At 70.1% G+C, this 22,262-nt stretch carries 18 protein-coding genes; 5 read left to right on the top strand and 13 right to left on the bottom strand.

The window, feature by feature from the left end; all coding sequences use genetic code 11:
* Window positions 1–85: 85 nt before the first annotated feature.
* Genes whiA through uvrA form a run of 5 tightly spaced genes read right to left on the bottom strand, consistent with a single transcriptional unit; the run spans window position 86 to window position 7,775 of the window.
* Window positions 86–1,069 carry a DNA-binding protein WhiA gene (whiA, locus tag B2363_RS00995; RefSeq protein ID WP_181755597.1) on the bottom strand — a complete coding sequence of 328 codons (984 nt, stop codon included), beginning with the start codon at window positions 1,067–1,069 and terminating at the stop codon, window positions 86–88.
* A gap of 51 nt (window positions 1,070–1,120) precedes the next feature.
* The gene (locus tag B2363_RS01000) at window positions 1,121–2,086 is read right to left on the bottom strand and encodes a gluconeogenesis factor YvcK family protein (protein WP_286927825.1); all 966 of its coding nucleotides are present in this window, start codon (window positions 2,084–2,086) and stop codon (window positions 1,121–1,123) included.
* Entirely contained in the window at window positions 2,083–2,946 is an 864-nt protein-coding gene (gene rapZ, locus B2363_RS01005; RefSeq protein ID WP_286927827.1) for an RNase adapter RapZ, read from the bottom strand. Before rapZ ends, B2363_RS01000 begins: the two co-directional genes overlap by 4 nt.
* 8 nt (window positions 2,947–2,954) lie before the next feature.
* Window positions 2,955–4,898, bottom strand: coding sequence for an excinuclease ABC subunit UvrC (gene uvrC / locus B2363_RS01010; RefSeq protein ID WP_286927828.1), 1,944 nt, complete (start codon window positions 4,896–4,898; stop codon window positions 2,955–2,957).
* An 18-nt stretch (window positions 4,899–4,916) separates the two neighbouring features.
* Window positions 4,917–7,775, bottom strand: a complete 2,859-nt coding sequence (uvrA, locus tag B2363_RS01015; RefSeq protein ID WP_286927829.1) for an excinuclease ABC subunit UvrA — start codon at window positions 7,773–7,775, stop codon at window positions 4,917–4,919.
* Window positions 7,776–7,832: 57 nt separating this feature from the next.
* Here uvrA and B2363_RS01020 point away from each other — a divergent pair, with 57 nt between their 5' ends.
* Window positions 7,833–8,486, top strand: coding sequence for an MBL fold metallo-hydrolase (locus B2363_RS01020; protein WP_286927832.1), 654 nt, complete (start codon window positions 7,833–7,835; stop codon window positions 8,484–8,486).
* An 88-nt stretch (window positions 8,487–8,574) separates the two neighbouring features.
* Here B2363_RS01020 and B2363_RS01025 read toward each other — a convergent pair whose 3' ends face one another.
* The gene (locus B2363_RS01025) at window positions 8,575–9,849 is read right to left on the bottom strand and encodes a cytochrome P450 (protein ID WP_286928034.1); all 1,275 of its coding nucleotides are present in this window, start codon (window positions 9,847–9,849) and stop codon (window positions 8,575–8,577) included.
* Window positions 9,850–9,952: 103 nt separating this feature from the next.
* Between B2363_RS01025 and B2363_RS01030 the strand changes: the two genes are divergently transcribed.
* Entirely contained in the window at window positions 9,953–11,359 is a 1,407-nt protein-coding gene (locus B2363_RS01030; RefSeq protein WP_286927834.1) for an APC family permease, read from the top strand.
* Window positions 11,360–11,375: 16 nt separating this feature from the next.
* Here the strand turns inward: B2363_RS01030 and B2363_RS01035 are convergent, their stop codons facing one another.
* The 5 genes from B2363_RS01035 to B2363_RS01055 all read right to left on the bottom strand — a co-directional run bounded on the left by B2363_RS01035 (window position 11,376) and on the right by B2363_RS01055 (window position 16,722).
* Window positions 11,376–12,377 carry a TerC family protein gene (locus B2363_RS01035; protein ID WP_286927835.1) on the bottom strand — a complete coding sequence of 334 codons (1,002 nt, stop codon included), beginning with the start codon at window positions 12,375–12,377 and terminating at the stop codon, window positions 11,376–11,378.
* 184 nt (window positions 12,378–12,561) lie between these two features.
* Entirely contained in the window at window positions 12,562–14,646 is a 2,085-nt protein-coding gene (gene uvrB / locus B2363_RS01040; RefSeq protein ID WP_286927838.1) for an excinuclease ABC subunit UvrB, read from the bottom strand.
* Window positions 14,647–14,703: 57 nt separating this feature from the next.
* Window positions 14,704–15,276, bottom strand: coding sequence for a dihydrofolate reductase family protein (locus B2363_RS01045; protein WP_181755587.1), 573 nt, complete (start codon window positions 15,274–15,276; stop codon window positions 14,704–14,706).
* A gap of 43 nt (window positions 15,277–15,319) precedes the next feature.
* Complete coding sequence (locus tag B2363_RS01050) at window positions 15,320–15,859, bottom strand: carboxymuconolactone decarboxylase family protein (RefSeq protein WP_286927841.1); 540 nt, start codon at window positions 15,857–15,859, stop codon at window positions 15,320–15,322.
* Window positions 15,856–16,722 carry an SDR family oxidoreductase gene (locus B2363_RS01055; protein WP_286927842.1) on the bottom strand — a complete coding sequence of 289 codons (867 nt, stop codon included), beginning with the start codon at window positions 16,720–16,722 and terminating at the stop codon, window positions 15,856–15,858. The genes B2363_RS01050 and B2363_RS01055 overlap by 4 nt, the downstream gene beginning before the upstream one ends.
* 93 nt (window positions 16,723–16,815) lie before the next feature.
* On the opposite strand from B2363_RS01055, the gene B2363_RS01060 reads away from it, so the two are divergent.
* Window positions 16,816–17,469, top strand: coding sequence for a TetR/AcrR family transcriptional regulator (locus B2363_RS01060; protein WP_286927843.1), 654 nt, complete (start codon window positions 16,816–16,818; stop codon window positions 17,467–17,469).
* Window positions 17,470–17,541: 72 nt separating this feature from the next.
* On the opposite strand, the gene B2363_RS01065 is transcribed toward B2363_RS01060, so the two are convergent.
* Complete coding sequence (locus tag B2363_RS01065) at window positions 17,542–18,891, bottom strand: acetyl-CoA C-acetyltransferase (RefSeq protein WP_286927844.1); 1,350 nt, start codon at window positions 18,889–18,891, stop codon at window positions 17,542–17,544.
* Between the two features lie 129 nt (window positions 18,892–19,020).
* On the opposite strand from B2363_RS01065, the gene B2363_RS01070 reads away from it, so the two are divergent.
* Together B2363_RS01070 and B2363_RS01075 are read left to right on the top strand one after the other, a co-directional pair.
* Window positions 19,021–20,352 (top strand): 3-oxoacyl-ACP reductase, encoded by a 1,332-nt coding sequence (locus tag B2363_RS01070; protein WP_286927845.1) that lies wholly within the window; start codon window positions 19,021–19,023, stop codon window positions 20,350–20,352.
* Window position 20,353: 1 nt separating this feature from the next.
* Window positions 20,354–21,232 carry a MaoC family dehydratase gene (locus B2363_RS01075; RefSeq protein ID WP_286927847.1) on the top strand — a complete coding sequence of 293 codons (879 nt, stop codon included), beginning with the start codon at window positions 20,354–20,356 and terminating at the stop codon, window positions 21,230–21,232.
* 51 nt (window positions 21,233–21,283) lie between these two features.
* Here B2363_RS01075 and B2363_RS01080 read toward each other — a convergent pair whose 3' ends face one another.
* Window positions 21,284–22,162 carry an acyl-CoA thioesterase gene (locus B2363_RS01080; protein WP_286927849.1) on the bottom strand — a complete coding sequence of 293 codons (879 nt, stop codon included), beginning with the start codon at window positions 22,160–22,162 and terminating at the stop codon, window positions 21,284–21,286.
* Window positions 22,163–22,262: the final 100 nt, after the last annotated feature.

The raw sequence follows: 22,262 nt of genomic DNA on the forward strand, positions 1-22,262 counted from the left end.
GAGTTGCCGGGTGAAGACTCGATTACGTCCTCACCCTACCGACGTCCCCCGGTCGAATGCACCGGGCGTCGCCCCTCGGGATCGGTCAGCCGTCCGCGTACTGATCGGGGTTGAGCCCCGCCTCGGTGTCGTCGATCCCCAGATCGTGGGCGCGCTTGTCCGCCATCGCGAGCAGGCGGCGGATGCGGCCGGCGATCGCGTCCTTCGTCAGCGGCGGATCGTGCAGCTGGCCGAGCTCCTCGAGGCTGGCCTCGCGGTGCTGCACGCGCAGCTCGCCGGCCATGCGCAGGTGGTCGGGGACCTCGTCGGCGAGGATGTCGAGCGCGCGCTGGGCGCGAGCCCCGGCCGCGACCGCGGCGCGGGCGGAGCGACGCTGGTTGGCGTCGTCGAAGTTGGCGAGCCGGTTGGCGGTGGCGCGCACCTCGCGGCGCATCCGGCGCTCCTCCCAGGCCAGCAGCGTCTCGTGGGCGCCGAGGCGGGTCAGCAGCGCACCGATGGCCTCGCCGTCGCGGATGACGACGCGGTCGCCTCCACGCACCTCGCGAGCCTTGGCCGAGACGCCGACGCGACGCGCGGCACCGACCATCGCGAGCGCAGCCTCGGGGCCGGGGCAGCCGATCTCCAGTGCCGACGAGCGGCCCGGCTCGGTGAGGGAGCCGCGGGCCAGGAACGCACCGCGCCACGCGGCGACGGCATCGCACGACGGACCCGAGACGACCTGCGGCGGGAGACCACGGACGGGGCGGCCGCCGCCGTCGACGAGGCCGGTCTGGCGGGCGAGGAGCTCGCCGCCCCGGGCGATGCGCACGACGTAGAGCGTGGTCTTGCGGACGCCGGCGCCCTGCTGGACGATGATCTCGCTCTCGTGCCCGTAGACCTCGGCGATCTCCTGGCGCAGCCGGCGGGCGGCGGCGGCGGTGTCGAGCTCGGCCTCGATCACGATCCGGCCCGAGACGATGTGCAGGCCTCCGGAGAAGCGCAGGATCGTGGAGACCTCGGCCTTGCGGCAGCATGCCTTCGTCACCGGGATCCGGGCCACTTCCGCCTTGACCTGTGCCGTCATCGCCATCGCTTCATCAGCCTCCAGTTCCAGCGTCCCGAGATGTCCGCTCGGGCCACTCTATGCCTGTGCTGGTGACGCGGGGGCGAACGTGGTGGCAAAGACCTCGGCCAGCGCGGCCGGATCGTGCTGGCCCGACTGCCCGGCGGCGCGCACGTCGGCCGTCACCAGCCGAGCCCCCAGCCGGGCGGCTCCGCGGGCGAGAGCGTCGACGTCGCGGGCCGCCGACGTGTCGGCCACGACGACGTCGAGGCGCAGGTCGGGAGCGTGGGCCGCGAGGACGTCGAGGTGCTCCTCCGGCGTGAGGTGCTCGGTCTCTCCGGGTTGGGCCACGAGGTTGAGGACCAGGCAGCGGCGCGCCGGCGTGCGCAGCAGGGCCTGGCGCAGCTGCGGCACCAGCAGGGTGGGCATGACGCTGGTGAACCACGAGCCGGGTCCGATCGTGACCCAGTCTGCGGTCTCGAGCGCGGCGACGGCCTGGGGGCAGGCCGGCGGGTCGCCCGGGTCGAGCCGAACCCCCAGGATCCGGCCGGGCGTGGTGGCGACCTCGGCCTGGCCGCGCACCAGCTCGATCCGCTCGGGCGGGCCGAAGTCGACGTCGGCCTCGATGTCGAGCGGCACGTTGGCCATCGGCAGCACGCGTCCCTGCGCGCCCAGCAGCTCCGCGACGAGGTCGAGCCCCGCCACCTGGTCGCGCTCCATGTCCCACAGCGCGGCCAGGAGCAGGTTGCCAACGGGGTGGCCCGCCAGCGGACCGTCTCCCCCGAACCGGTGCTGCAGGACCTCGGCCCACGCGCGGCCCCAGTCGTCGTCGCCGCACAGCGCGGCCAGCGCCATCCTCAGGTCGCCCGGAGGCAGAATGCCGAGCTCGGTGCGCAGGCGACCGGACGAGCCGCCGTTGTCGGCGACCGTGACGATGCCCGTGAGCCGGGTGGTGACCTGGCGCAGGGCCGACAGCGTGGCGGCCAGGCCGTGCCCGCCGCCGAGGGCGACGACGGCGGGGCCCCCGGACCGCGCCTGCGTCATTCGCGGCCCAGGTCGCGGTGGACGACGAGTGTGCGGACGTCACGGGCCCGCAGCCGGTCGGCGAGCGCCTCGGACATCGCCACGCTGCGGTGGCGGCCGCCGGTGCAGCCGATCCCGACGGTGAGGAACAGCTTGTCCTCCTGCAGGAACCCGTTCGTGATCATCGAGAGCAGCTCGACGTACCGGTCGAGGAACTCCTGCGAGCGCTCCTGCCGGTGGACGTACTCGGCCACCGCGGCGTCCTGGCCGCTGAGGGGACGCAGCTCGTCGACCCAGAAGGGGTTGGGCAGGAAGCGCATGTCGGCCACCATGTCGGCGTCGATCGGGATGCCGTACTTGAAGCCGAAGGACACGATCGTGACGTGGAGGCCGCGCTCGTCCTCGACCTCGAAGGCCTGCCGGACCCGGTGGGCCAGCTGGTGGACGTTGAGACGACTGGTGTCGATGACGATGTCGGCACGGCCGCGGATGGTGCGCAGCAGCTCGCGCTCGCGCACGAAGCCGTCCATGAGGCGACCCTGGCGGCTCAGTGGGTGCGGTCGACGTGCCGCCTCCTGGCGCCGCACGAGGACCTCGTCGGAGGCCTCGAGGTAGAGCGTGCGGACCCGCACGCCGAGGTCGAGGACCGACTCGATCGCGTCGACCAGGCCGAAGAAGAACGTGCGGGAGCGCGAGTCGACCACGACCGCGAGCCGGTCGATGTCCTCGGCCGCGTCGACGGAGGACACCAGCTCGTCGAGCATGCCCGGCGGCAGGTTGTCGACCACGTAGTAGCCCAGCTTCTCCAGCGCCTTGGCCGCGGTGCTGCGGCCCGCGCCGGTCATCCCGGTGACGAGGACGAACTCGGTGAGCTTGGTCATGGTCGGTCTCAGTCCTCCAGGATCTCGCCGGTGGCCATGTTCACGGCCGGCGCCGGCGGTTCTCCCTCGTGGAGCGCCGCCACGATGGATTCTGCCGTAGCGGGGCCGATCCCGGGCACGACAGTGATTTCCTCCACGGTCGCGGTGCGCAGCTTCTTGAGCGAGCCGAAGTGCTTCATCAGCGCACGACGCCGGCTGTCGCCGAGGCCGGGCACCGGATCGAGCAGGCTCTCGACCATCGACTTGCTGCGCCGCTGGCGGTGGTGCGTGATCGCGAAGCGGTGGGCCTCGTCGCGCACGCGCTGCAGCAGGTAGAGCCCCTCGCTGGTACGCGGCAGGATCACGGGATCCTCGTCGTCGGGCAGCCACACCTCCTCGAGCCGCTTGGCCAGACCGCAGAGCGCGACGTCCTTGATGCCGAGCGCGTCCATCGCCTGCTGCGCGGCGGCGACCTGCGGCGGACCGCCGTCGACCACGACGAGCGACGGCGCGTAGGCGAACCGGCGCGGCTTGCCCGTCTCGGGATCGATGCCCGGCTCGGCGTCGCCCTGGCGCTCCAGGGCGCGCAGGTGGTGGGCGAACCGGCGCGTGATGACCTCGTGCATCGCGGCGACGTCGCTCTGGCCCTCGTGGCGCACGGTGAAGCGCCGGTACTCGGACTTGCGCGGCAGGCCGTCCTCGAAGACCACCATCGACGCCACGATCTCGGTGCCCTGGAGGTTCGAGACGTCGAAGCACTCGATCCGCAGCGGCGGCGACGGGAGGTCGAGGGCCATCTGGATCTCCTCCAGGGCCCGGCTGCGGGTGGTGAGGTCGCCCGAGCGCTTGAGCTTGTGGCGCGCGATCGCCTGCTTCGCGTTCTGCTCGACGGTGTCGAGCAGCGCCCGCTTGTCGCCCCGGCGCGGGACGCGGATCGTGACCTTCGCCCCGCGGCGCTCGGTGAGCAGCTCGGCGACCGCCTCGTGGTCGGCGGGCAGCGCCGGGACGAGCACCTCACGCGGGATCGCGGAGGGTACGACGTCGGCGTACAGCGTCATCAGGGCGTTCTGCACGAGCTCGGGGAGCCCGGCGTCGTCGCCCTTGTCGGCGACCCACCCGCGCTGGCCGCGGATGCGACCGCCGCGGACGTTGAAGATCTGGACGGCGACCTCGAGCGGGTCGTCGACGAAGCCGAGGACGTCGGCGTCGGTGCCGTCGCCCAGGACGACCGACTGCTTCTCCAGGACACGGCGCATCGCCATCAGGTCGTCGCGGTACTTGGCGGCGAGCTCGTACTCCTGCGACGCCGCGGCGTCGCGCATGCGCTGCTCGATCCCCCGCTCGAAGCCGGCGGTCTGGCCACCCATGAAGGAGAGGAAGTCGTCGACGATGTCGCGGTGCTCCTCCGGGGAGACGCGCCCGACGCACGGCGCGGAGCACTTCCCGATGTCGCCGAGCAGGCACGGTCGGCCCGCCGCCCTGGCTCGCTTGAAGACGCCGGCGCTGCACGAGCGCATCGGGAACACGCGGAGCAGGGTGTCGACCGTGTCGCGGATCGCCCAGGCGTGCCCGTAGGGACCGAAGTACCGGACGCCCTTGCGCTGGGCTCCGCGCATCACCAGGACGCGTGGGATCTCCTCGCCCACCGTGACGGCGAGCCACGGGTAGGACTTGTCGTCGCGGTACTTGACGTTGAACCGCGGGTCGTACTCCTTGATCCAGGAGTACTCCAGCGCCAGCGCCTCGACCTCGGTGTTGACGACGGTCCACTCCACCGACGCGGCGGTGGTGACCATCTGGTGCGTGCGCGGGTGCAGGTTGCCGAGGTCCTGGAAGTACGAGCTCAGGCGCGGCCGCAGACTCTTGGCCTTGCCGACGTAGATGACCCGCCCCTGCTCGTCGCGGAACTTGTAGACGCCCGGACTGGTCGGGATCTCTCCCGGCCGCGGCCGGTAGGTGGACGGATCAGCCACGGTCGCTCCCCCACCCGCTCATGACAGGAGGGGCTTGAGGAACCGGCCGGTGTGCGAGTCGGGATGTGCCGCCACGTCCTCGGGGGTGCCCTGCGCGACGACCGTGCCGCCGCCGCTGCCGCCCTCGGGGCCCATGTCGATGAGCCAGTCCGAGGCCTTGATGACGTCGAGGTTGTGCTCGATGACGATGACCGAGTTCCCGGTGTCGACGAGGCGCTGCAGCACGATGAGGAGCTTGCGGATGTCCTCGAAGTGCAGGCCCGTCGTGGGCTCGTCGAGCACGTAGACGGTGCGGCCGGTGGAGCGCTTCTGCAGCTCGGAGGCCAGCTTCACGCGCTGCGCCTCGCCGCCGGACAGCGTGGGCGCGGGCTGGCCCAGGCGCACGTAGCCCAGGCCGACGTCGACCAGGGTGCGCAGGTGGCGGGCGATCGCGGGGATGGCCTCGAAGAACTCGACGCCCTCCTCGATGGGCATGTCGAGCACCTCGGCGATGGTCTTGCCCTTGTAGCGCACCTCGAGCGTCTCGCGGTTGTACCGGGCGCCGTGGCAGACCTCGCACGGCACGTAGACGTCGGGCAGGAAGTTCATCTCGATCTTGATCGTGCCGTCGCCGTGGCAGGCCTCGCAACGGCCGCCCTTGATGTTGAACGAGAAGCGGCCCTGCTGGTAGCCGCGCATCTTCGCCTCGGGCGTCTGCGCGAACAGCTTGCGGACGTGGTCGAAGACGCCGGTGTAGGTGGCCGGGTTCGAGCGCGGCGTGCGCCCGATCGGCGACTGGTCGACGTGGATGACCTTGTCGACCTGGTCGGTGCCCTCGATGGTGCGGTGGCGACCCGGGATCGTGCGCGCCTTGTAGATCTGGCGGGCGAGCGACGTGTAGAGGATGTCGTTCACCAGCGTGGACTTGCCCGAGCCGGAGACGCCCGTGACCGAGACGAGCTGGCCGAGAGGGAAGGCCACGTCGACGTTCTTGAGGTTGTTCTCGCGGGCGCCCTTCACGACGAGCTGGCGGCCCTTGTCGCGGGGGCGACGGACCTCCGGAACGGGGATCGACTGGCGACCCGACAGGTAGGCGCCGGTGAGCGAGTCGGGACTGTTGAGCAGGTCCTCGACGGGGCCGGACACGATGACCTGACCGCCGTGCTCGCCCGCACCGGGGCCGATGTCGACGACCCAGTCCGCGGCGCGCACGGTGTCCTCGTCGTGCTCGACCACGATGAGCGTGTTGCCCAGGTTCTTGAGGCGCACGAGCGTCTCGATGAGGCGGTGGTTGTCGCGCTGGTGCAGGCCGATCGACGGCTCGTCGAGCACGTACAGGACACCGACGAGGCCGGCGCCGATCTGGGTGGCGAGCCGGATGCGCTGGGCCTCGCCGCCCGACAGCGAGCCGGCGGCGCGATCCAGCGCCAGGTAGTCGAGGCCGACGTCGAGCAGGAACCGCAGGCGCTCGTGGATCTCCTTGAGCACACGCTCGCCGATCTGGCGCTCGCGATCGCTCATCACCAGGTCCTGCAGGAAGTCGGCCGCCTCGGCGATCGACTGGTGGCAGAGCTCGGCGATGTTCTTGGCGCCGAAGCGCTCGGACTCGAGCGTGACGGCCAGGATCACGGGCTTGAGGCGGGTGCCGCCGCACGCGGGGCACGGGACCTCGCGCATGAACCCCTCGAGGCGGTCGCGGCTGGTGTCGGAGTCGGTCTCGGCGTGGCGTCGCTCGACGAACGCCTTCGCGCCCTCGAACTCGGCCCAGTACGACCGCTGGCGGCCGTAGCGGTTCTTGTACTGGACGTGCACCTTCGTGGAGTGCCCGTTCAGCAGCGCGTCCTGGAACTCGGGCTTCAGGTCGGCCCACTTGGTGTCGACGTCGAAGCCGAGCTCGTCGCCGAGCGAGCGCATGAGGCGCAGGAAGTAGTCGGAGACCTGGGTGTAGGTCCACGCCGTGATCGCGCCCTCGGCGAGGGTCTTCTCGGGGTCGGGGACCAGGAGCTCGGCGTCGACCTCCTTGCGCGAGCCGAGGCCGTGGCACTCGGGGCACGCGCCGTACGGGGCGTTGAAGGAGAACGAGCGCGGCTCGAGCTCGTCGACCTGCAGCGGGTGGTCGTTGGGGCACGCGAGGCGCTCGGAGAAGCGGCGACGGCGCGCCGGGTCCTTCTCGTCGAGGCCCACGTAGTCGATGATCACGATGCCGTCGGCCAGGCCGAGTGCCGTCTCGACGGACTCGGTGAGGCGCTGCTTGGACGACGGCTTGACCGTGAGGCGGTCGACGACGACCTCGATCGTGTGCTTCTTCTGCTTCGCCAGCTTGGGCGGCTCGTCGGCGAGCATGATCATCTCGCCGTCGACGATCGCGCGGCTGAAGCCAGACTGCTGGAGCTGGCGGAAGAGCTCGAGGTACTCGCCCTTGCGGCCGCGGATCACCGGGGCGAGGACCTGGAAGCGGGTGCCCTCCTCGTCGTCCTGGATGCGGTCGACGATCTGCTGCGGCGTCTGGCGGGCGATGGGCTCGCCGCACGTGGGGCAGTGGGGCCGGCCGGCGCGCGCGTAGAGCAGGCGGAGGTAGTCGTAGACCTCGGTGATCGTGCCGACGGTGGACCGCGGGTTGCGCGAGGTGGACTTCTGGTCGATCGACACCGCGGGCGACAGGCCCTCGATGAAGTCGACGTCCGGCTTGTCCATCTGGCCCAGGAACTGGCGGGCGTACGCCGAGAGGGACTCGACGTAGCGGCGCTGGCCCTCGGCGAAGATGGTGTCGAACGCCAGGGACGACTTGCCCGACCCCGACAGGCCCGTGAACACGATGAGTGAGTCACGGGGCAGATCGACGGAGACATCCTTGAGGTTGTGCTCGCGCGCACCCCTCACCACGAGACGATCGTTCACCTGTCCAGCGTACTGAGGTGCCCTGACAGAAACCTCCCGACGAGTAGGGTCGAGGCCATGACGTACACGGGAGAGGTCACGGTCGGCGGCGCGCCCGACACCCGCGAGGCCGGCGACCTGGTGATCACGAAGATCGCCGTGGGACCGATGGCCAACAACGCCTACCTGCTGCGATGCGCGCTCACCAGAGAGCAGGTGCTGATCGACGCCGCGGACGAGGCCGGAAGGCTCCTGGAGCTGGTCGGCGATCGGGGTCTGGCGCGCGTCATCACGACCCACCGGCACGCCGACCACTGGCAGGCGCTCGCCGAGGTCGTGGACGCCACCGGCGCCGAGACCGTCGCGGGCGAGGACGACGCGGACGAGCTGCCCGTCGAGGTCGACGTCCGGGTCCGCACGGGCGCTCGGGTGCGGGTCGGCTCGTGCGAGCTCGAGGTGATCGAGGTCGTCGGGCACACGCCCGGCTCGATCGTGCTGGTGTACGACGACCCCGACGGCGTCACCCACCTGTTCACCGGCGACTCGCTGTTCCCCGGGGGCGTGGGCCGCACGTGGTCGCCCGACGACTTCATGCGACTGTGCGGCGAGGTCGAGTCCAAGCTGTTCGCCCGGTTCGACGACGACACGTGGTTCTACCCGGGCCACGGCGACGACTCCACTCTGGGCGCTGAGCGACCGAGCCTGCCGGACTGGCGCGCCCGGGGTTGGTAGCCTGCGGCTGCTTCGCCATGGTTGAGCCGCTTAGGTCATACGAGTCGGTCGCCATGACGACCGCACCGTATGACGTCCGGCGTGGTTGCTAGGCCAGCGTGATGGGGAGCGACTCGATGCCGAAGACGAAGCTGAGCTGGCGGAATTCCAGCTCGGACTCGGGGACGGCCAGGCTCAGGTCCGGGAAGCGGCGCAGCAGCTTCGGCAGCGCGATGCGCAGCTCCATGCGGGCCAGCTCGGCGCCGATGCACCGGTGGATGCCGTGGCCGAACGCCAGGTGGCCGCTCGTGGGAATCCGGAGCGGGTCGAAGGCGTCGGCGCCCGCGCCGGCGCTGGACTCGTCGCGGTTGGCGCTGCTCAGGGAGACCAGCAGGACGTCGCCGGCCTTCACCTTCGTCCCGAACAGGTCCATGTCCTGCTTCGCGAAGCGCGGGAACGCGACCTGCACGACGGCGAAGTAGCGCAGCAGCTCCTCGATGACCCGGTCGAGGGTCTCGCGGTTGCCCGATCGCACCAGATCGGCGTAGGCGCGGTCCCTCGACAGCATGATGGTGCTGAGCGCGATCATCCCCGCGGTGGTCTCGTAGCCACCGGTGAACACGCCGTCGGCGAGTCCCGCGAGGTCGCGGTCGCTGATCAGCTCGCCCTCGTCGCGGATGATCTGGCCGATGAGCCCGGGTCCGGGCTCCTTGCGCTGGCGAGCGACCGCGTCGAAGAGGAACTCGCGCTGCTCGGAGACCGCGCCGAAGGCCGCCGCTCCCCCGTTGGTCGCGTCGAAGCGGGCGCTGCCCAGCTTCGAGAAGGCCTGCGTGTCCTCGTAGTCCAGACCCAGCAGCGCGCAGATCGTGTTGAACGGGATCGGGAACGCGAAGGTCTTCGCGAGGTCGACGTGGGGGCCGGCCGCCTCGAGGTCGTCGAGGGCACGGTCGACGATCTGCTCGATCATCGGCTCCAGGCGCGCGAGCCGGCGCATCGTGAACTCCGGCGTGATGATCTTCCGCAGCCGGGTGTGCACGGGAGGGTCGGTGAAGCCCAGTCCCCCGATGTCGTCCGACGTCGCGGGACCGTCACCGGAGAACAGGTGGCGGATGTCGGTGGAGTACGTGTCGCGCGCCGTCATCACCTGACGCGACTCCTCGTACCCGGTGACCAGGTAGGCGGTGAAGTCGAACGGCAGGTCGAGCCGGTGCAGGGGCTCCTCACGCCGGAGTCGGGCCATCTCGGGCACCGGGTCGACGCCGATCCGCTGGAGCGGGGCCTTCGTGGGCTCGGGGATGAAGGAGAAGCTCGCGAGGTCGATTCCGCGCTTGGCGACGTGCCGCCGGGCCAGCGACGACACCACCTTCGAGCGGATTCCCCGCATCAGTCTCACCCGCACACGATATCGGTCCGGGGTTCGGATCCGTGCCCGGTTGCCGTTTCGGGCGCGTGGGACGAAGGTGTAGGCAACCTACGTAGGGGGAGCCATGGCCACCAGCACCGACCAGCCCACCGAGCTCAGGCGGGTCCTCGGACCCAAGCTCCTACTGCTGTTCATCATCGGCGACATCCTCGGCACGGGCGTCTACGCGCTCACGGGGCAGGTCGCGGCGGAGGTCGGCGGCGCGGCATGGCTGCCGTTCCTCGTCGCCTTCGGCGTGGCGCTGCTGACGGCGCTCTCGTACCTCGAGCTGGTGACGAAGTACCCGCAGGCCGCCGGCGCCGCGCTGTACGTGCACAAGGCCTTCGGCATCCACCTGTTCACGTTCATGGTGGCCTTCACCGTGATGTGCTCGGGCATCACGTCCGCCTCCACCGCGGCACGCGCGTTCGCGGCCAACCTCGCCGTGGGCTTCGACTGGGAGGCGTCGAACTTCGAGATCATGCTCATCGCGCTCGGATTCATGTTCCTGATCGCGGCCATCAACCTGCGGGGCGTGAGCGAGGGCGTGAAGACCAACGTCGTGCTGACGCTCATCGAGCTCTCGGGCCTGCTCCTGGTGATCATGGTGGGCCTCTGGGCGATCGCGGGCGGCAACGCCGACTGGGGTGCGGTCGTCGCGTTCGAGACGCCCGACGACAAGAACGTGTTCCTCGCGGCGACCACCGCCACCTCGCTGGCGTTCTTCGCGATGGTCGGCTTCGAGGACGCCGTCAACATGGCCGAGGAGTGCCACGAGCCGAACCGCATCTTCCCCAAGATCATGCTGACCGGCCTGGGAGTCACCGGCGTGATCTACATCCTCGTGTCGATCTGCGCCGTGGCGATCGTGCCCATCGGGGAGCTCGCCGGGAACGACACCCCGCTGGTCACCGTGGTCGAGCAGGGCGCGCCCGGCGTCCCGATCGACCAGATCCTGCCGTTCATCTCGATGTTCGCCGTCGCGAACTCGGCCCTGATCAACATGCTGATGGCCAGCCGGCTCCTGTACGGCATGGCGAAGCAGGGCATCATCCCCCGGAGCCTGTCGAAGATCAGCAAGCGCCAGACGCCCTGGGCGTCGATCGCGCTGACCACCGGCCTGGCGCTGGGCCTGATCGCCTACGTCTCGAACGCCAGCACCGAGGCGGTCGCCATTCTCGGCGGCACGACGAGCCTGCTGCTGCTGGCCGTCTTCGCCGTCGTCAACACCGCCGTGCTGGTGCTGCGCAAGGACACCGTCGAGCACTCCCACTTCTCGACCCGGGCGCCGATCGCGGTGCTCGGCATCGTGACGTGCGTCTACCTCGTGACGCCGCTTTCGGGCCGGCCGGGTGAGCAGTACGAGATCGCGGGGATCCTGCTGGTGATCGGTCTCGTGCTGTCGGTGCCGATGTACTTCCTCAGCCGCCGCCGGGGCGAGCGGCTGGAGGTCGGGGCGCCGGACGACCTTCCGCCGCACGACATCCCCTGACCCCAGCCGCTCGGGGTCAGTGGCCGCCGCCCACCCGGTCGGGGTACTTGTTGGAGTACCAGAGGCTGGCCACGGCCGTGATCGTGAGCGTCGCGATGATGACGCCCAGGCTCAGCAGGGTGGGCACCTCGGGGATCGGGATCGGACCGATGTGGTGCACCGGCTCACCGCCGTTGATGAACGGCAGCTCGTTCTCGTGCAGCGCGTGCAGCACGAGCTTGATGCCGATGTAGAACAGCAGGAACGCCAGGCCGTAGGACAGGAACACCAGACGCTGCAGCAGGTCGCCGAGCAGGAAGTACAGCTGGCGCAGGCCCATCAGCGCGAAGACGTTCGCGGTGAAGACGATGTACGGCTCCTGCGTGAGGCCGAAGATGGCCGGGATCGAGTCGAGCGCGAACAGGATGTCGGTGGTGCCGAGCGCGATGATGACCAGCGCCATCGGCGTGATCGCGCGCCGGCCGTTCTCGCGGACGACCAGCTTCAGGCCGTCCCACTGGTCGCTCATGTTGAAGCGCTTGCGGGCGAACCGGACAACGGCGTTCTCGACGTCCTCGTCCTCGTCGTCGTTCTTCGCCAGCTTGACCGCCGTGTAGAGCAGGAAGGCGCCGAAGATGTAGAAGACCCACGAGAACTCGTTGATGGCCACCGCGCCGAGCGCGATGAAGATGCCGCGGAAGATCAGCGCCAGGATGATGCCGACGAGCAGCGCCTCCTGCTGGTACTTCCGCGGGACGGCGAAGCTGCTCATGATGATGATGAAGATGAACAGGTTGTCGATCGACAGGCTGTACTCGGTGAGCCAGCCGGCGTAGAACTCCACACCGTACTGACTGCCGTGGAAGCCCCAGACCCACGCGCCGAACGCGATGGCCAGGCCGATGTAGAACGACAGGTAGAGCGCGCACTCCTTCGTGGTGGGCTCGTGCGGCTTGCGGGCGATCACGACGATGTCGAACAGCAGGATGGCGATCGTCACCGCGATGGTGACACCCCACTCGAGCGTGCTGACGTTCACAGGCGTTCCTCTGCTTCTCTCTCCGGGTCATCAAGGACTCGGAGGTCTCTTCCACCGGAATGCAGATGTGGCCGGTCCGGCGCCCCGGGGTGGTCGACGATGACCCCCGTGCTGACGACACGCCGGTGATGGGAATACTCCCCTCCGCGGACCAGTCTGACAGCGCCGCGAAGCGGGCGCCAACTCAGGTGCCGGCGCTCATCATTCCGCGGAGCTCTCGCTTGAGCTCGCCGATCTCGTCGCGCAGGCGCGCCGCGACCTCGAACTGCAGGTCGGCCGCGGCCTGGTGCATCTGCTGGGAGAGCTGGTCGATGAGCGACGCCAGCTCGCCCGAGGGCAGGTCGGCGAGACCCTTCGTGTGCTGGCCCAGCGGGACGGCCGCGCCCTTGCGCTTGTGGTCGCCCGTGGCGGCGAGCAGGGCGCGGGTGTCCTCGTCCTCCCGGGCGAGCATGTCGGTGATGTCGCCGATCTTCTTGCGCAGCGGCTGCGGATCGATGCCGCGCTCGGTGTTGTAGGCGACCTGCTTGGCCCGGCGACGGTTCGTCTCGTCGATCGCCTTCTCCATCGAGTCGGTGATGCGGTCGGCGTACATGATCACCTGACCGGAGACGTTGCGCGCCGCACGGCCGATCGTCTGGATCAGCGAGCGACCCGAGCGCAGGAAGCCCTCCTTGTCGGCGTCGAGGATCGCCACGAGGCTGACCTCGGGGAGGTCGAGCCCCTCACGCAGCAGGTTGATGCCGACGAGGACGTCGTACTCCCCCATCCGGAGCTCGCGCAGCAGCTCGACGCGGCGCAGCGTGTCGACCTCGCTGTGCAGGTAGCGGGTGCGGATGCCTGCCTCCAGCAGGTAGTCGGTGAGGTCCTCGGACATCTTCTTGGTCAGCGTGGTGACCAGGACGCGCTCGTTCTTGGCGACACGGTCGTTGATCTCGCCGATGAGGTCGTCGATCTGGCCCTTCGTCGGCTTGACGACGACCTCGGGGTCGATCAGGCCGGTGGGGCGGATGACCTGCTCGACGACGTCGCCCTCGACCTTGTTCATCTCGTAGTCGCCCGGCGTGGCCGAGAGGTAGACGGTCTGGCCGATCCGCTGGAGGAACTCGGGCCACTTGAGCGGCCGGTTGTCCATCGCGCTGGGCAGCCGGAAGCCGTGCTCGACGAGCGAGCGCTTGCGGCTCATGTCGCCCTCGTACATCGCGCCGATCTGCGGGATCGTGACGTGGGACTCGTCGACGACGAGGACGAAGTCCTTCGGGAAGTAGTCGAGCAGGCAGTTCGGCGCCGATCCCGGCGGCCGTCCGTCCATGTGCAGCGAGTAGTTCTCGATGCCCGAGCAGGTGCCGACCTGCTCCATCATCTCGAGGTCGTACGTGGTGCGCATGCGCAGTCGCTGGGCCTCGAGCAGCTTGTTCTCGCGCTCGAGCACCGCGAGCCGCTCCTCCAGCTCGGCCTTGATGCGCTCGATCGCGCGCACCATGATCTCGGGGCCGGCCGCGTAGTGGGTGGCCGCGCCGACGAAGAGCTCCTGGTCGTCGCTGAGCACCTCGCCGGTGAGCGGGTGCAGGGTCATCAGCCGCTCGATCTCGTCGCCGAAGAACTCCACCCGCACCGCCATCTCCTGGTAGACGGGGAAGATCTCGACGGTGTCGCCCTTGACGCGGAAGGTGCCGCGCGTGGCGCTGACGTCGTTGCGGACGTACTGCGCCTGCACGAGCGTGCGCAGCAGGTGGTCGCGGCCCATCTCGTCGCCGACCTTGAACCCGATCATCCGGTTCAGGTACTCCTGCGCCGAGCCGAGGCCGTAGATGCACGACACGGTGGCCACCACGATGACGTCACGCCGCGTGAGCAGCGACCACGTGGCCGAGTGGCGCAGCCGCTCGACCTCCTCGTTGATCGAGGAGTCCTTCTCGATGTAGGTGTCGCTCTGCGCGATGTACGCCTCGGGCTGGTAGTAGTCGTAGTACGAGACGAAGTACTCGACGGCGTTGTTCGGCAGCAGCTCGCGCAGCTCGTTGGCGAACTGCGCGGCGAGGGTCTTGTTCGGCAGCATCACGAGCATCGGGCGCTGCAGCTGCTCGGCCAGCCACGCGGTGGTGGCCGTCTTGCCGGTGCCGGTGGCACCCATCAGCACGACGTCGTCGGTGCCACCCTGGATGCGCTGGGTGATCTCGGCGATCGCGGCGGGCTGGTCGCCGGCGGGCTGGTAGTCGGAGACGACCTCGAACGGTGCCACCTGCCGCGTGAGTTCGGAGACGGGTCTCATGCCTTCGAGCCTACGGGCGGACACCGACAGAATCGCGCGGAAGGATCCGCGGGGCGATCAGCGCCGGACGCGGTACCGCAGGTACATCAGTCCCGCGGCGCACTCCCGGCTCTCGACGAGCTCGAGGTCGACGTGCTGGCGACCGCGCGTGAAGTAGGGGATGCCGCCGCCCACCAGCACCGGGCTGACCCGCAGGCGGTACTCGTCGATGAGGCCGAGGTCGGCGGCCTGCGCCGCCAGCGTGGCCCCGGCGATCGCGATGTCGCCGTCGCCGGGCTCGGCCTTGAGCCGCTCGATCTCCTCCTGCAGGGAGCCGTTGGCCAGCCGCGCCGCGCCCTCCACCTCGGTGAGCGTGCGCGAGAACACGACCTTGGGCAACGGGTTCCACAGCTCGGTCCAGCGGCGCTCCTGCTCCCCCAGGTCCGGGTCCTCGGCGGCGGTCTCCCAGTAGAGCATCGTCTCGTAGATCCGCCGGCCCATGAGGTGGGTGGAGACGCCCTGGATCTCGTCCATCGAGATCTCCATGACGTCGCTGATCTGCTCCTCCGGGGCGCCCCAGTCGAATCCCCCGTCTGGCCCGACGATGTAGCCGTCGAGCGACAGGCCCATCGAGTACGTCACGTCGTGCATCTGGCCTCCCCGTCTCGGTGGTCCGACCGTACGACGGGAGTCGTCAGTCCGTCGAGCGGTCGGGCGCGATGCCGAGCGTGCGGATTGTGGTGGCGAGGCCGCGATACTGGCCCACGAGCAGGCACAGCTCGATCGCCTGCGCCTCGTCCCAGTAGGCGCGCAGCCGCCACCACGTCGCGTCGTCGACGTCGTCCTCGGCCAGCAGCCGGTCGGTGGCCGCGAGCAGCACCTCGTCCGACGGCTTCCATCCCGCGAGGCCGTCGGCACGCACCCGCTCCATCTCGTCGCGCCCGAGGCCCGCCCTGGCACCGAGCCGCACGTGGTGCTGTCGCTCGTACTCGCTGTCGCAGCGGTGGGCGACCCGCAGGATCACCAGCTCGGTCTCCCGACGCGGCAGCCGTCCGCGCAGCATCAGCGCGCCGGAGTAGAGCAGCCACGCGCGGAACAGCCCGCGGTTGCGGCCGAGCGTGGTGAACAGGTGGGCGTTCCTGACGCCCGCACCGCGGGACAGCAGACGGCCGAGCAGGTGGTTCACCGGCCCGAGCTGCCGGCGCCCGCCGGGAGTGACGCGCGGCGCCCTCATCGCCTCCCTCCGCTCATCGCCCGGGCCTCGGCCCACGTCAGCATCCGGTTGAGGTACCGCATCGCCAGTCCGTAACCCCACGGGAACCAGCGCTGGGCGTAGTGGCCGAGCCGGATGTCGCGTGACGTGTAGACCCAGTAGCGCCGTCGCTCGAGGCCCTTGACGATGGCGTCCGCCGCGGCCTCGGGGCTGATGGCGTGACGGAGGAACCGCTGCTCGATCGCCTGGAAGGACGGCGCGGAGCGGTCGACGCCCACCACCTCGAGGTCGCGCACCAGCGGTGTCGCCACCGCCCCGGGGCAGACGAGGCTCACGCCGATCCCGTGCCGCCGCAGGTCGAACCGCAGCACCTCCGAGACGCCACGGAGTCCGAACTTGCTGGCGCTGTAGGCCGCGTGCCACGGAAGCCCGAAGATCCCCGCGGCGCTCGAGACGTTGACCACGTGACCGCCGCGGCCCGCCTCGATCATGCCGGGCAGGAAGGACGACATGACGTGGACGGGCCCCATGAGGTTCACGTCGAGGAGCCGGCGCCAGTGCTCCTCCTGGAGCCGGTCGATCGTGCCCCAGATCGAGATGCCGGCGATGTTCAGCAGCACGTCGGGCGACCCCACCTCCTCCCGCACGTCAGCGGCGAAGCGGCGGACCGCGTCGGCGTCGGTGAGGTCGACCGCACGGCTGAGCACGACCTGGCCCCGAGATGCCCTGACCTGCTCCACCGTGCGCTCGAGCCCCACCGGGTCCAGGTCCGTGAGCACCAGACGCGCACCGGCGCGAGCCAGCGCGAGCGCCGTGGCGGCTCCGATCCCGCCGGCTGCACCGGTCACGACACACTGCTTGGTACGTATGTCCAACTTCGCCATGCTGCACACCCTACGTGCTGTGCGTCACATCGCCTTGACGCGCGCGCGGTGCCGGACGTCACTTTCGCGGACGGAGCCGATAAGGTCGTCGGTATGGCCATCGTCGAGCGCAGGGCGCAACGCACGCGCGAGATCCTCGATGCGACCCGCGCCCTGTTCGACGAACGTCGAATGCGGGACGCGCAGATCGAGGACATCGCGCGGGCCGTCGGCATCAACCGCGCGATCATCTACCGCCACTTCACCACGAAGGAAGAGCTCTTCGCGATGACGCTGGTGGACTACCTCAACCAGCTCGAGACCCGTCTGGCCAAGTCCGACGACTCCCAGCTCAGCCCCATCGAGCGGATCGACACGATCACCGTCGAGTTCCTCTCCTACGGCAGCGAGTACCCCGCGTTCGTCGACTGCGCTCAGTCGCTGCTGCGCCACCGCGGCTCCGAGCTGCTCGAGCAGATCAGCCTCGACCGCCTCACCGAGCTGGGCGCCGCGATCAACCGCTGCTTCGACCACATCACCTCGGCGATCCTGGCCGGCAACGCCAGTGGCGACTTCGACGTCAAGGACCCCGAGCTCGTCGCGAACATCATGTACACGCAGGGCCTGGGCATCCTGAACCTCGTCACGTTCCAGCGCTCGATCCGCGAGCTGAACTCGGGCCTGCCGACGATGGAGCACCTGCCCACGACCGAGGTGCTCGACCTCGCGAAGCGCTCGGTGCGCGCCATCGTCGAGATCCAGGACTGACGCTCCCCCACGACGCACACGAAGCGGGGCCGGTGGCTGATGCCACCGGCCCCGCTTCGTTCGTCCGTCGCGTCAGCGCTCGAGGATCGCCACGACGCCCTGGCCGCCGGCAGCGCAGATCGAGATCAGGCCGCGGCCCGAGCCCTTCTCCTCCAGCAGCTTGGCGAGGTTGGCGATGATGCGCCCGCCCGTGGCCGCGAACGGGTGCGCCGCGGCGAGCGACGAGCCCTTCACGTTGAGCTTGCTGCGGTCGATCGAGCCCAGCGGGCTGTCGAGGCCGAGGCGCTGCTTGCAGAAGTCCGCGTCCTCCCACGCCGCGAGCGTGGACAGCACCTGTCCGGCGAACGCCTCGTGGATCTCGTAGAAGTCGAAGTCCTGCAGGGTCAGGCCGTTGCGCTCGAGCATCCGCGGCACCGCGTAGGCCGGAGCCATCAGCAGGCCCTCGCCGCCGTTGACGTAGTCGACCGCGGCCGTCTCGTAGTCGACGAGGAACGCCTTCACGTCCCAGCCGCGACGCGCGGCCTCCTCCTCCGAGGCCAGCAGCGCCACCGAGGCGCCGTCGGACAGCGGCGTGGAGTTGCCGGCGGTCATCGTGGCGGCGTCGCCGAGCTGCTTGCCGAAGACCGGCTTGAGCTTGGCGAGCTTCTCGACCGTGGAGTCCGGACGCAGGTGGTTGTCGCGCTCCACGCCGTTGAACGGCGAGACGAGGTCGTCCTGCCAGCCCGACTCCCACGCGGCGGCGAGGTTCTGGTGCGAGCGGGCGGCCAGCTCGTCCTGCGCCTCGCGCGTGATGCCCCACTCGTGCGTGGTGAGCGCCTGGTGGTCGCCCATCGACAGGCCGGTGCGCGGCTCGGCGTTGCGCGGCTGGTCGGGGGCCAGGTAGCTCGGGCGGATCTTGGCGAGCAGCTTGACCAGTGCCTTCTTGTCGCCCTTGGCGTTGGCCTGGTTGGCCTGCAGCAGGATCTTGCGGAGCTTGTCGTTGACGGCCAGCGGGGCGTCGGACGTGGTGTCGGTGCCGCCGGCGATGCCGAACTCGATCTTGCCGAGCGCGATCTTGTTCGCGACCTGGAACGCCGCCTGCAGGCCGGTGCCGCAGGCCTGCTGGATGTCGGCGGCGGGCGTGGCGGGCGAGAGCTTGGAGCCGAGGACGACCTCACGCGTGAGGTTGAAGTCGCGCGCGTGCTTCAGGACGGCACCGGCGACGACCTCGCCGGCCCGCTCGCCCTCGAGGCCGAAGCGGTCGACGAGCCCGTCGAGCGCGGCGGTGAGCATCTCCTGGTTGGAGACGCCCGAGTAGACCGAGTTCGAGCGCGCGAACGGGATGCGGTTGCCGCCGATGACGGCGACGCGACGGATGGTGGCGGCGTCCTGGGGGGCGGCCTTGGTGGCCTTCGCGGCCTTCGTGGAGGGCTTGTCAGCCATGCGGAACCTTTCGTCTGCGACCTACGTCGCTTTCCTTTGCCGTGGCGCTGCCGTGCAGGCTAGAGTCACCTTAACGCGTTCAGATACCGATGGTATCCGAGAGATCCGAGAGATAGGACACATCCTGCGATGAGCGACCGTTACAAGTCGATGATCCAGAACCCGATCGGTCAGTTCCTGGTGAAGAACCTGGGCCTGCCGAACCCTCCGGAGCTGGAGCGCTACCGAGGCGGTGCGCTGGTCGACGGTCCCGTCCTGATCGGCGGAGAGGGCCTCGTCGTGGGGTCGCTGCCCGGGTTGCTCAAGGGCGCCGGCATCGACACCACCACGGTGCGGGCCGAGGGTCGCCGTTACAAGGGCCTCGTGCTCGACGCCTCCGGGATCGACTCGGCCGCCGGCACCGTGGCCCTCCAGGAGTTCTTCACGCCGGTCCTGCGCTGCCTCGCCGGCAGCGCCAAGATCGTCGTGATCGGCCTGCTGCCCGAGCGCGCCGAGTCCGTCGGCGCCGCCATCGCGCAGCGCGGCCTCGAGGGCTTCGTCCGCTCGCTCGGCAAGGAGATCGGCGCGAACGGCAGCACCGCCAACCTCGTGTACGTGACGCCCGAGTCCAAGGACGCCGTGGGCTCGACCCTGCAGTTCCTGCTCTCGGCCAAGTCGGCGTTCGTCGACGGCCAGGTCGTCCGCCTGGGCACCACCGAGCTCGCGGAGGCCGACTCCCCCGCCGATCCGACGCGTCCGCTCGCCGGCAAGGTCGCCCTCGTCACGGGTGCCTCCCGCGGCCTGGGCGCAGCCATGGCGCGCACGCTGCACCGCGATGGCGCCACCATCATCGGCCTCGACGTCCCGCCGCTGCAGGCGGACCTCGACGCCCTCATGGCCGAGCTGGACGGCTCCTCGATCGTCTGCGACATCACCGCCGACGACGCTCCCGAGACGATCGCCGCGGGTTTGGGCGACGGCGTCGACTTCGTGGTCCACAACGCCGGCATCACCCGCGACAAGCGGCTCAGGAACATGAAGGCCGAGAACTGGGCGAAGGTCGTCGACATCAGCGTCGGCGCGCCGGAGCGCATCACGGCCCACCTGCTCGAGCAGAAGCTCATCCGCCCCGGTGGCCGCGTCATCGGCATCTCGTCGATCGCGGGCATCGCCGGCAACAACGGCCAGACGAACTACGGCACGGCCAAGGCCGGCGTCATCGGCTTCGTCCAGGCGCTGGCGCCCCGGGTCGCCGGCGACGGCATCACGGTCAACGCGATCGCCCCCGGCTTCATCGAGACCGACATGGTCCAGACGATGCCGCTGGGCATCCGCGAGGCCGGACGCCGCCTGAGCTCGCTGTCGCAGGGTGGCCAGCCGGTCGACGTCGCCGAGGCGATCGCCTGGTACTGCCACCCCGGCTCGTCGGCGATCTCGGGCAACGTCGTGCGGGTCTGCGGCCAGGGCTTCCTCGGTGCCTGACGTGACCACGCGCACCTTCGACAAGGCGCCGGCGGGCCTGCCGCTGATGCTCAAGGCGGCGCTGCCGGCGATCCCGGTCGTCGGCGGCCTGCCCGGCATCAAGCACGAGCGGGGCGGCCTGCCCGACGTCACCCTGCGGCGCACACGGGTGGCCACCGACCTGGCGCACCTCGACCGCTACAACGAGGTGTGCGGGTTCGCCCGCGCCGAGACCCTCCCGGCCACGTACCCGCACATCGCGGCGCACACGCTGCACCTGAGCCTCATGACGGACACGGCGTTCCCGTTCCCGCCCATGGGCGCGGTGCACCTGCGCAACCGCATCACCCAGTACCGGCCGATCGGTCGCGAGGAGATCTACGACCTCTCGCTGCGGGCCGCAGCGGACGACCCGCACCCGAAGGGGCGCCTCATCTCGCTGGTCAGCGAGGCCCACGTGGCGGGCGAGCTGGTGTGGGACGAGACCATGACGGTCCTGTTCCGCAGCAGCAAGGGCGGCGACGAGCCCGCCGTGCCCCCGCTGGCGGGCGTGGACGCTCCTGAGGGCGTCGTCCACTGGAAGCTCGGTGGCGAGCTCGGACGTCGCTACGGCGCCGTGTCGGGTGACCGGAACCCGATCCACCTCTACCCGTGGACGGCCAAGGCGTTCGGCTTCCCTCGCCAGATCGCGCACGGCATGTGGACGAAGGCCCACAGCCTCGCCGCGCTGCAGAACCGGCTGCCCGACGCCTACACGGTGGACGTCGAGTTCAAGAAGCCGGTCCTGCTGCCCGCCACCGTCGTGTTCGGCACCGAGGCCGAGGGCGCCGTGACGACGTTCGGCGTCCGCGACGCCCGCTCGGCAGCTCCCCACCTCGTGGGGCGCATCACGCCCGCCTGAGCGAACGAACGGGCCCGCCACACGTGCTGTGTGGCGGGCCCGTTCGTCTCGTCAGCGCTTGTCGCGGGGCTTGGCCGGGCGGATGAGGCCCTCCTGCGCGACCGTGGCGACAAGCGTGCCGTCCTGGGTGAACACGCGGGCCGTGCTGAGGCCGCGGGCACCGGAGGCCGACGGCGACGTCTGGTCGTAGAGCAGCCACTCGTCCACGCGGAACGGCCGGTGGAACCACACCACGTGGTCGAGGGAGGCCGGCTGCACCTTCGGCGAGCTGATCACGAGGCCGTGCGGCACCAGGGCGGCGCCCAGCAGGCTGAAGTCGCTGTAGTACGTGAACGCGGCGCGGTGCAGCTCGGGATCGTCCGGCAGCGCGTCGCTCGCGCGGAACCACATGCGCTGCACGACGGGGACGTACGGGCGGGAGGGGTCGTCCTCGGGCCGCGGGTCCCCGACGTAGCGCATGTCGAACCCGCCCCACTCGCGCTTCCACTGCTCGGCGCCGTCCGGGCTGATGTACTTCACCAGGTCGAGCATCGAGGTGGCCTCCTCGGGGCCCGGCGTGGGCGGCAGGACGTCCTGGTGGTCCCAGCCCTCCTCGTCGCGCTGGAACGAGGCGGTCATGTAGAAGATGACCTCGCCGTGCTGACGTGCCGACACCCGGCGCGTGGCGAAGGAGCGGCCGTCGCGCACGCTCTCCACGTCGTAGATGATCGGGATGCTCGGGTCGCCGCCGAGGATGAAGTACGCGTGCAGCGAGTGCAGGTGCTTCCCGTCGGTGACGGTGTGCTGGGCTGCGCTCACGGCCTGACCGGCCACCTGGCCGCCGAAGACGCGCGGCAGGCGCGACTCCTTGGGCTGACCACCGCGGAAGAGGTTGACCTCCAGCTGTTCGATCTGCAGCAGGTCGACGAGTTCGTTCACGGAGGCAGGCACGATCGCGATCCTATCGAAGTCGGCCGGCGTCGCCGGGCCGACGACGGCACGGCGCAGCCGTAACCGTCGTCACAACTTCCGGTGATCGAGTGCCGACGAG

The sequence above is a fragment of the Aeromicrobium sp. UBA7512 genome (assembly GCF_002476985.1).
Classification (GTDB): domain Bacteria; phylum Actinomycetota; class Actinomycetes; order Propionibacteriales; family Nocardioidaceae; genus Aeromicrobium; species Aeromicrobium phoceense.

Bases quoted from the DNA above. Each gene is read 5' to 3' on its own strand.
- B2363_RS01060 (WP_286927843.1), top strand. From the start codon at position 16,816: ATGGCCATCGTCGAGCGCAGGGCGCAACGCACGCGCGAGATCCTCGAT.
- B2363_RS01065 (WP_286927844.1), bottom strand. From the start codon at position 18,891: ATGGCTGACAAGCCCTCCACGAAGGCCGCGAAGGCCACCAAGGCCGCC.
- B2363_RS01050 (WP_286927841.1), bottom strand. From the start codon at position 15,859: ATGAGGGCGCCGCGCGTCACTCCCGGCGGGCGCCGGCAGCTCGGGCCG.
- B2363_RS01025 (WP_286928034.1), bottom strand. From the start codon at position 9,849: ATGCGGGGAATCCGCTCGAAGGTGGTGTCGTCGCTGGCCCGGCGGCAC.
- B2363_RS01070 (WP_286927845.1), top strand. From the start codon at position 19,021: ATGAGCGACCGTTACAAGTCGATGATCCAGAACCCGATCGGTCAGTTC.
- B2363_RS01000 (WP_286927825.1), bottom strand. From the start codon at position 2,086: ATGACGCAGGCGCGGTCCGGGGGCCCCGCCGTCGTCGCCCTCGGCGGC.
- uvrB (WP_286927838.1), bottom strand. From the start codon at position 14,646: ATGAGACCCGTCTCCGAACTCACGCGGCAGGTGGCACCGTTCGAGGTC.
- B2363_RS01055 (WP_286927842.1), bottom strand. From the start codon at position 16,722: ATGGCGAAGTTGGACATACGTACCAAGCAGTGTGTCGTGACCGGTGCA.
- B2363_RS01020 (WP_286927832.1), top strand. From the start codon at position 7,833: ATGACGTACACGGGAGAGGTCACGGTCGGCGGCGCGCCCGACACCCGC.
- rapZ (WP_286927827.1), bottom strand. From the start codon at position 2,946: ATGACCAAGCTCACCGAGTTCGTCCTCGTCACCGGGATGACCGGCGCG.
- whiA (WP_181755597.1), bottom strand. From the start codon at position 1,069: ATGGCGATGACGGCACAGGTCAAGGCGGAAGTGGCCCGGATCCCGGTG.
- B2363_RS01045 (WP_181755587.1), bottom strand. From the start codon at position 15,276: ATGCACGACGTGACGTACTCGATGGGCCTGTCGCTCGACGGCTACATC.
- B2363_RS01030 (WP_286927834.1), top strand. From the start codon at position 9,953: ATGGCCACCAGCACCGACCAGCCCACCGAGCTCAGGCGGGTCCTCGGA.